An 8,283-nucleotide genomic window follows, 5' to 3' on the forward strand; every position below is an offset into this window, starting at 1 on the left:
GGGCGCCATCGACGCCCACGTCCACTTCATCTGCCCCCAGATCGCCGACGAGGCGCTGGCGGCGGGCGTCACCACCCTGGTGGGCGGCGGCACGGGCCCCGCCGAGGGATCCAAGGCGACCACCGTCACCCCCGGCCCCTGGCACCTCGCCCGGATGCTGGAGGCGATGGAGCAGTACCCGCTCAACATCGGCTTCCTCGGCAAGGGCAACACCGTCTCGCACGAGGCGATGCTCTCGCAGATCCGGGGCGGCGCCCTGGGCCTGAAACTCCACGAGGACTGGGGCTCCACCCCCGCCGTCATCGACGCCGCCCTGACCGTCGCCGACCGGACCGGCATCCAGGTGGCCATCCACACGGACACCCTGAACGAGGCCGGGTTCGTCGGGGACACGCTCGCCGCGATCGGCGGGCGCGGCATCCACGCCTACCACACCGAGGGCGCGGGCGGCGGACACGCGCCGGACATCATGACCGTCGTCTCCGAGCCGCACGTGCTGCCGAGTTCGACGAACCCCACGCGCCCGTACACGGTGAACACCGCCGAGGAACACCTCGACATGCTGATGGTGTGCCACCACCTCAACCCGGCGGTGCCGGAGGACCTGGCGTTCGCCGAGTCCCGGATCCGGCCCTCGACCATCGGCGCCGAGGACATACTCCACGACCTCGGCGCGATCTCCATCATCTCCTCCGACGCGCAGGCCATGGGCCGGGTGGGCGAGGTGATCCTGCGGACCTGGCAGACCGCCCATGTGATGAAGCGGCGGCGGGGCGCCCTGCCGGGCGACGGCCGGGCCGACAACCGCCGGGTCCGGCGGTACGTGGCCAAGTACACGATCAACCCGGCACTCGCCCAGGGCCTGGCCCGGGAGATCGGCTCGGTGGAGACCGGGAAACTCGCCGACCTCGTGCTCTGGGAGCCCGCGTTCTTCGGGGTCAAACCGCACCTCGTCCTCAAGGGCGGACAGATCGCCTACGCGCAGATGGGCGACGCCAACGCGTCGATCCCGACGCCCCAGCCGATCCTGCCGCGCCCCATGTACGGGGCGATCGGACGGGCCCCGGCCGCCAACTCCTTCAACTTCGTCGCCCCGCTGGCGATCGAGGACGGACTGCCCGAGCGGTTGCAGCTCGGCAAGCGGTTCGTCGCGATCGACTCCACCCGTGGCGTGACCAAGGCGGACATGCGGGAGAACGATGCGCGGCCCAGCGTCCGGATCGATCCCGACAGTTTCGCCGTGCACATCGACGGAGAGCTGGTGGAGGCCGCACCGGCCGCCGAACTGCCCATGGCCCAGCGCTACTTCCTTTTCTGAGAGCAGAGGTCCCTGATGTCCCGGGCAGCGTTGCTGGTGCTGGCCGACGGCCGATTTCCCGCCGGAGGTCATGCCCACTCGGGTGGGGCGGAGGCGGCCGTGAAGGCCGGGCGGATCACCGGGGCGGCGAGCCTCGAGGAGTTCTGCCGCGGCCGGCTGCACACCACGGGTCTGGTGGCGGGGGCGCTCGCCGCGGCCGCCGTACTCGGTGTCGAGGTAGGGGAGTTGGACGCCGCAGCCGACGCACGGACGCCGTCACCCGCCCTGCGGGGCGTCGCGCGGCGGCTCGGGCGGCAGCTGCTGAGGGCCGGGCGGGCCACCTGGCCGAGCCCCGAACTCGACGCCGTGGCCCAGGAGTTCCCCAAGGGTGCCCACCAGCCCGTGGTGCTGGGCGTGGTGGCCCGGGCGGCAGGTCTCTCCGCCCAGGACGCGGCCCACTGTGCGGCGTACGAGTGCGTCAGCGGGCCGGCCACGGCGGTGGTGCGGCTGCTGAGCCTGGACCCGTTCGAGGCGACGGGGGTGCTCGGACGGCTGGCGCCCGAGGTGGACCGGGTGGCCGACCGGGCGGTGGAGGCGGCGCGGCGGGCGGCCGCGGGCGGGGTCGACGCGCTGCCGGCGGCGTCCGCGCCGTTGCTCGAGATCGGCGCCCAGTGGCATGCGGGGTGGGCGGTGCGGTTGTTCGCGTCGTAGCCGACTCCACCCCGCACCCGGCCCGACGGGGAAGCCCCGGACGGGCTGACACGCAGAACCTGCTGAACAAGGAGCCGTACATGCACCTCGACCACGATCACCGGCACGGTCCCGCCGCCGTCAGCGCCGACGCCCGCCGGCCCGACGGAACCCGGCGCGCCCTGCGGATCGGCCTCGGCGGGCCCGTCGGATCCGGCAAGACCGCCACCGTCGCCGCCCTGTGCCGGTTGCTGCGGGACGAGCTGTCCCTCGCCGTCGTCACCAATGACATCTACACCCGCGAGGACGCCGAGTTCCTGCTCAGGGAGGCGGTGCTGCCGCCCGAGCGGATCACCGCCGTCGAGACGGGGGCCTGCCCGCACACCGCGATCAGGGACGACATCTCGGCCAACCTCGAAGCCGTGGAGGACCTGGAGGAGGAAGTCGGGCCGCTGGACCTCATCCTTGTGGAGTCCGGCGGGGACAACCTCACGGCCACCTTCTCCAGGGGACTCGTGGACGCGCAGATCTTCGTGATCGACGTGGCCGGGGGCGACGACATCCCCCGCAAGGGCGGCCCCGGTGTCACCACCGCCGACCTGCTGGTCGTCAACAAGACCGACCTGGCGCCGTACGTGGGGTCCGACCTGGCCCGGATGGCCGCGGACGCCAAGGCGCAGCGCGCCGAACTGCCCGTGGTCTTCCAGTCGTTGCGCGGTGAGACCGGCGTCGGCGACGTGGCCGGGTGGGTACGGGAGCGGCTCGCCGCGTGGACGGCGTGACCGCCACCGGCGTGCGCGCGCGGGCGAGGATGGTCGCACGGGACGACGGGCGGGGCGGCACCTCGCTGCCCGTGCTGGAGGGCGAGGGGCCGCTGGCCCTGCGGCGTACCCGGGGGAGCGGTGCCGAGGCCCGGGTGATGGTCGTCGGGGCGATGAGCGGACCGCTCGGCGGGGACCGGTTCACCGTCGAGGCCACGGTGGAGCGCGGCGCCCGGCTGCGGGTGGGGTCGGCCGCCGCGACCATCGCGCTGCCGGGACAGTCGAAGGGCGACGCCCGGTACGACGTCCGGCTCGACATCGCCGACGGCGGCGAACTGCACTGGCTGCCCGAGCAGTTGATCTCGGCCAAGGGGAGCGAGCTGTATGTCGCCACCCGGGTCGACGTGGGCGCGGGCGGGCGGCTCGTACTGCGCGAGGAGCAGGTGCTCGGACGGGCCGGGGAGACCCCGGGACGGCTGAGCAGCCGGCTCACCGTGCGGGTCGCCGGACGCGTGGTACTCGACCAGGAACTGGCCTGCGGGCCCGGGGCGCCCGGCGGCTGGGACGGCCCCGCCGTCCTGGCGGGACACCGGGCCGTGGGACAACTCGTCGTCGTGCGACCGGAGTTCGCCGACGAGCCGGTGCAGGCGCGGATGCTGGGGGAGGACGCGGCGCTCACTCCGCTCGTGGGGCCCGCCGTACTGGTGAGCGCGGTGGCGGCGGACGCGCTGCGACTTCGGCGGGTGTTGGACGCGGCCCTGGACGAATGGGGAGGCTGATCCGCTCAGCGGGACCACGCCATCCGGATATCGGATTGGTAAAGAACGGCTGACATGCCTTGTGCACAGGAGAGTCACAGCCGGAAAGATCCTCCCTGACCATTCGCAACCATGTACGGGGAGGGGCCCACTTGAGGGACGACTTCAGATCGAGGAGCCGGACGCTGGCGCTCGGTTCGGCGGGCGCGCTCGTCACCGCCAGCCTGATCACCGGGGCGCTCGCGGCCCCCGCGGCCGGCGCCGAGGCCCGGCACGGCGGCCAGGACCGGCAGCAGCAGGGCGCGGCGATCGCCGCCGCGCGGGCCGCCAAGGCAGGCATCGACTGGGCGGACTGCCCGGCCGACTGGGGCTTCGCCAAGCCCGTCCAGTGCGGCTGGGTCAGTGTGCCGCTCGACTACACGAAGCCCCACGGCAAGCAGATCCGGCTCGCCGTCGACCGAATAGGCAGCACGGGGACGAAGGCGGAGCGCCAGGGCGCGCTCGTCTACAACCCCGGCGGCCCCGGCGGCTCCGGGATGCGCTTCCCGCTCCGGGTCACCACCAAGAACCCCCTGTGGGTCAACGCCTCCAAGGCGTACGACTTCGTGGGCTTCGACCCGCGCGGCGTCGGCCACTCCGCGCCCATCTCCTGCATGGACCCGCAGGAGTTCGTGAAGGCGCCCAAGGCCGACCCGGTGCCGGACACCGAGGCCGACAAGACGGCCCAGCGCAAGCTCGCCAAGGAGTACGCGGACGGCTGCGCCGAGCGCACCGGCAAGGCGATGCTCCAGCAGATGACCACCCCGAACACCGCCCGTGACCTCGACGTCATCCGGGCCGCGCTCGGCGAGAAGAAGCTCAACTACCTCGGCGTCTCCTACGGCACCTACCTCGGCGCCGTGTACGGGACGCTGTTCCCGGGGCACGTCCGCCGGATGATCGTCGACAGCGTCGTCAACCCGTCGCGCGAGAACATCTGGTACGAGGCCAACCTCGGCCAGGACATCGCCTTCGAGGGCCGCTGGAAGGACTGGGAGGACTGGGTCGCCGCCCACGACTCCGCCTTCCACCTGGGCACCACGCGCGACGCCGTCCAGGCCAAGTGGCTCCAGCTGCGCGCCACCGCCAAGGCGAACCCGATCGGCGGGGTCGTCGGCCCGGCCGAGCTGATCTCCTTCTTCCAGAGCGCCCCGTACTACGACTCCTCGTGGGTCCCGGTCGCCACGGTGTTCAGCAAGTACGTCGCCGGTGACACCCAGGCGCTGGTCGACGCCGCCGCCCCGGACCTCTCCGACACCGCCGGCAACATCTCCTCGGAGAACGGCAACGCCGTCTACACCGCCGTCGAGTGCACCGACGCCAAGTGGCCCACCAGCTGGCGGAAGTGGGACCGCGACAACACCGAGCTCAACACGAAGTACCCCTTCATGACCTGGGCCAACGCATGGATGAACCTGCCCTGCGCCACCTGGCCGGTCAAGCAGCAGACCCCGGTGGACGTCACCACCCACAAGGGCCTGCCGCCGGTGCTGATCGTGCAGTCCACCCGTGACGCCGCCACCCCGTACCAGGGCGCCGTCGAACTGCACAAGCGCTTCAAGGGCTCCCGGCTCATCACCGAGCAGGGCGCCGGCTCGCACGGCGTGACCGGCCTGGTCAACCCGTGCATCAACAGCCGGGTCGACACCTACCTGCTCACCGGCAGGCTGGACGGCGCGGACGTCACCTGCACACCGCACGCCACACCGCAGCCGTAACCCCTCTCGCACCGCGGTGCGGGGCGGCGGGAGCTTCCCGCCGCCCCTTCGCCGTTCGACGTCAACTCAGCGGCGCGCGCGGGAACCTGCGCTCCTTCTCGCCCTTCGCCGCCGTCTGCTCCGCCTTGACGACCGCCGCGTACTGGTCGACGTACTCCTGACCGGAGAGGGTCAGGATGGCGTACATGATCTCGTCGGTGATGGCGCGCAGGATCGCCTTCTCGCTCTCCATGCCCGCGTAGCGCGAGAAGTCCAGAGGCTTGCCGAAGCGGATCACGACGGGGTGCGGGGTGGGGACGACCTTCCCGGGCGGCTGCGCCTCGAAGGTGCCGATCATGGCGCACGGGATCACCGGGACACCGGCGCGCAGCGCCATCACGGCGACCCCGACCTTGCCCTTGTAGAGACGGCCGTCGTGCGAGCGGGTGCCCTCCGGGTAGATGCCGAGCAGCTCGCCCTTGGCCAGCACCCCGAGCCCCTCGCGGATCGCCGCCTGGCCGGCCTCCTTCCCGGAGCGGTCCACCGGGATCTGTCCGGCGCTGCGGAAGAAGAACGCGGTCAGCCGGCCCTTGAGACCCGGTCCGGTGAAGTACTCCGTCTTGGCCAGGAAGGTGATGCGCCGCTTCAGGACGGCCGGCATCAGGAAGTGGTCGGAGAAGGAGAGGTGATTGCCGGCGACGATGGCCGGTCCCGACGCGGGCACGTGCTCAAGGCCCTCGATCCGGGGCCGGAACACCACGCGCAACAGCGGCCCGAGCAGTACGTACTTGAGCAGGTGGTAGAACACGGCTCTCTCCTCACTTCTGCCGGTCCCCGCCGGAACCGGCGTCTCGCCGAGTCGGCTCGTCCACGGCGGGCCCGGGGTGATGTGCGCCTGTCGTCATCTGTGGCCATGCCCGGTCGGTCTCATGCCGACCCTCTGCCGGTGACCTGGCGCGGCGGGTCGGACATCGTCCCGTTGGATTTCACCACGTCGGCGACCGAGTCGTCGCCCGCCCCGCGCGGCCAGGCGTTTCGGGGGCGGGCAACCCGGCCACGGACGTCGTCGACGGCGCCGGACGAGCAGGCGGGTGCCCGGCGGCCGGCACCAACTGCCGTGCTGCTTGCGGGGCCTGGGGTCAGCCGAAGCGCTCGACGCGGATCCGGTCCACGGGCCGGCCCAGCTCGGCGAGCAGCCGGGAGGCGTGCCCGGCGAAGCCGTTGGAACCGCTGGCCGCCGGGTTCCGCGCCGACACCCGGCTGCGCACCGAGGTCGCCGATCTGCGGCACGCCTTCATGACGAACGGTCAGGCGCTGCTCCACGGCGACCTGCACACCGGCAGCGTCACGGCGGGTCGGCGGGACGGCACCGAGATCGTCCGGGTCCTCGACCCCGAGCTCTCCTTCGTCGGCCCGATCGGCTTCGACCTCGGCCTGTACTGGGCGAACGTCCTCGTCTCCGAGGCCCGCGCGCACGCGCTGGGCACCGAGGGCGATCACGCCGAGCAACTGCGCCTCAGCCGGGAGGGGTTCGAGGCCGAGTTCCGCCGGCTCTGGCCGTCGCGGGTCGACACCTTCTCCGACGACGACCATCTGGAGCGGTTCCTGGGCCGGGTCTGGACGGAGTCGGTCGGCTTCGCGGGCACGGAGATCATCCGCCGCGTCATCGGCTTCGCCCACCTCGCCGACCTGACGACCCTGCCCGACCCCCTCCAAGTGGCCGCATCCCGCCGTTCCCTGCTCCTCGGCCGCGAACTCGTCGTCCATCGCGCCGGGCTGACGGACCCCGAGTCCGTGCGCCGCCGCCTCAGCGGCCTCACAGGCGGACGTCGGCGCCCCCGCACGTGCCCGGCGGTGCCTGTGCGCAGCCGCTCTCAGGGCATGCATAGGATGGCGCCGATGCGTCCGACCGAGCCGCCCCTGAAGCGACCGCCCCACCGGCGGTGGCGAGCGCTGCTCGTCCTCGGGCTGCTGGCCGGGCTGCTCGGCATGCACGCACTGGCGCCCGGCGGTGTCATGGGACACCACGCCGCACCCGAGCGGGCCGTCGCCCGTACGGCGGTCATGGTCACCGCCTACGACGGCTGCTCCGGGGGCGACGGTCACTGCGGCGGCGACCACGCGCACCATGCCGACGCGACCTGCGCCTCGGGTGCGCTGAGCGGTGGCCCGGTGCTGCCCGCTCCGGTCCCGGACCCGGTGCACGTCCCCGTGCCGGACCGCACCGTCTCCTCCCGCGCGGCCACCGGACCCGACGCCGCCCGTGCACCCCCCGATCTGGCCGAACTCCAGCTCCTGCGGATCTAGCGGCACCCGAGCGGGCCGTGCGCGTACAGCGCGGCGGTCGCGCTCCCGCGTGCCCCCTCACACCCGTCGCAGGAGATCCAGCATGACCACCATGCGTACCCGTGCCGTCCTCGTCGCGCTCACCGCGACCGCCGCCCTCGCCCTCACCGCGTGCGGCGGCGGCAACGACAGCGCCGGCACCACGCACGCGTCCCACTCGGCGGCGGCCGGGGCGACCGCCACCGCCTCCGCCGGGACGCACAACGCGCAGGACGTGTCCTTCGCGCAGACCATGATCCCGCACCACCAGCAGGCCCTTCAGATGGCCTCCCTGGCCGCCGACCGGGCCTCCTCCGCCCAGGTGAAGGACCTCGCCGCCCGGATCGAGAAGGCCCAGGACCCGGAGATCAACACCATGACGGGCTGGCTGAAGGCCTGGGGCGAGGACGTGCCCATGGCGGGCATGGACCACAGCGGTCACGGCGGCATGGCCGGAATGATGTCCGACAAGGACATGACCATGCTGAAGCAGGCCAAGGGGACCGACTTCGACACGATGTTCCTGACCATGATGGTCCAGCACCACCAGGGCGCGGTCGAGATGGCCGGGACCGAGAAGGCCAAGGGCGAGTACGCCCCGGCGACGAGCATGGCCGGGTCCATCGTGACGACCTCGCCTACCTGCTGCTGACCGTCATCCGCGGCAGCAATGTCGTGGGAGCGTACGGCCACAGCCCCGAGCGCCTGACCTCGAT

At 72.5% G+C, this 8,283-nt stretch carries 7 protein-coding genes and 3 pseudogenes; 8 read left to right on the top strand and 2 right to left on the bottom strand.

All coding sequences use genetic code 11. From position 1 onward, the window contains the following. The 5 genes from ureC to ABZ646_RS34060 all read left to right on the top strand — a co-directional run. A partial coding sequence (ureC, locus tag ABZ646_RS34040) for an urease subunit alpha (RefSeq protein WP_360527636.1) occupies nt 1-1,318 on the top strand: 1,318 nt, incomplete at its 5' end. Between the two features lie 15 nt (nt 1,319-1,333). Further along, nucleotides 1,334-2,008: an urease accessory UreF family protein gene (locus ABZ646_RS34045; RefSeq protein WP_360527639.1), complete on the top strand. Its 675-nt coding sequence runs from the start codon at nt 1,334-1,336 to the stop codon at nt 2,006-2,008. Nucleotides 2,009-2,088: 80 nt separating this feature from the next. Beyond that, nucleotides 2,089-2,769, top strand: a complete 681-nt coding sequence (gene ureG / locus ABZ646_RS34050; protein ID WP_360527642.1) for an urease accessory protein UreG — start codon at nt 2,089-2,091, stop codon at nt 2,767-2,769. After that, on the top strand, nt 2,757-3,527 hold the full coding sequence (locus tag ABZ646_RS34055; protein WP_360527645.1) for an urease accessory protein UreD: 771 nt from the start codon (nt 2,757-2,759) through the stop codon (nt 3,525-3,527). The genes ureG and ABZ646_RS34055 overlap by 13 nt, the downstream gene beginning before the upstream one ends. 131 nt (nt 3,528-3,658) lie before the next feature. Further along, nucleotides 3,659-5,263 carry an alpha/beta hydrolase gene (locus ABZ646_RS34060; RefSeq protein WP_360527648.1) on the top strand — a complete coding sequence of 535 codons (1,605 nt, stop codon included), beginning with the start codon at nt 3,659-3,661 and terminating at the stop codon, nt 5,261-5,263. Between the two features lie 61 nt (nt 5,264-5,324). Here ABZ646_RS34060 and ABZ646_RS34065 read toward each other — a convergent pair whose 3' ends face one another. Next, a complete protein-coding gene (locus tag ABZ646_RS34065) occupies nt 5,325-6,050 on the bottom strand; it encodes a lysophospholipid acyltransferase family protein (RefSeq protein WP_360527651.1) in 726 nt (241 codons plus the stop codon). 331 nt (nt 6,051-6,381) lie between these two features. After that, nucleotides 6,382-6,471: pseudogene (locus ABZ646_RS34070) on the bottom strand (oxidoreductase); the annotation flags it as partial. Between the two features lies 1 nt (nt 6,472). Here ABZ646_RS34070 and ABZ646_RS34075 point away from each other — a divergent pair. The 3 genes and pseudogenes from ABZ646_RS34075 to ABZ646_RS34085 all read left to right on the top strand — a co-directional run. Further along, nucleotides 6,473-7,042 (top strand): annotated as a pseudogene (locus ABZ646_RS34075) (phosphotransferase); the annotation flags it as partial. A 171-nt stretch (nt 7,043-7,213) separates the two neighbouring features. Beyond that, nucleotides 7,214-7,549: pseudogene (locus ABZ646_RS34080) on the top strand (DUF6153 family protein); the annotation flags it as partial. An 82-nt stretch (nt 7,550-7,631) separates the two neighbouring features. After that, the gene (locus ABZ646_RS34085; RefSeq protein WP_360527654.1) at nt 7,632-8,219 is read left to right on the top strand and encodes a DUF305 domain-containing protein; all 588 of its coding nucleotides are present in this window, start codon (nt 7,632-7,634) and stop codon (nt 8,217-8,219) included. The last annotated feature ends 64 nt before the right edge of the window (nt 8,220-8,283 follow it).

Origin of the sequence: Streptomyces sp. NPDC007162 (assembly GCF_040634175.1) — a bacterium.
Classification (GTDB): domain Bacteria; phylum Actinomycetota; class Actinomycetes; order Streptomycetales; family Streptomycetaceae; genus Streptomyces.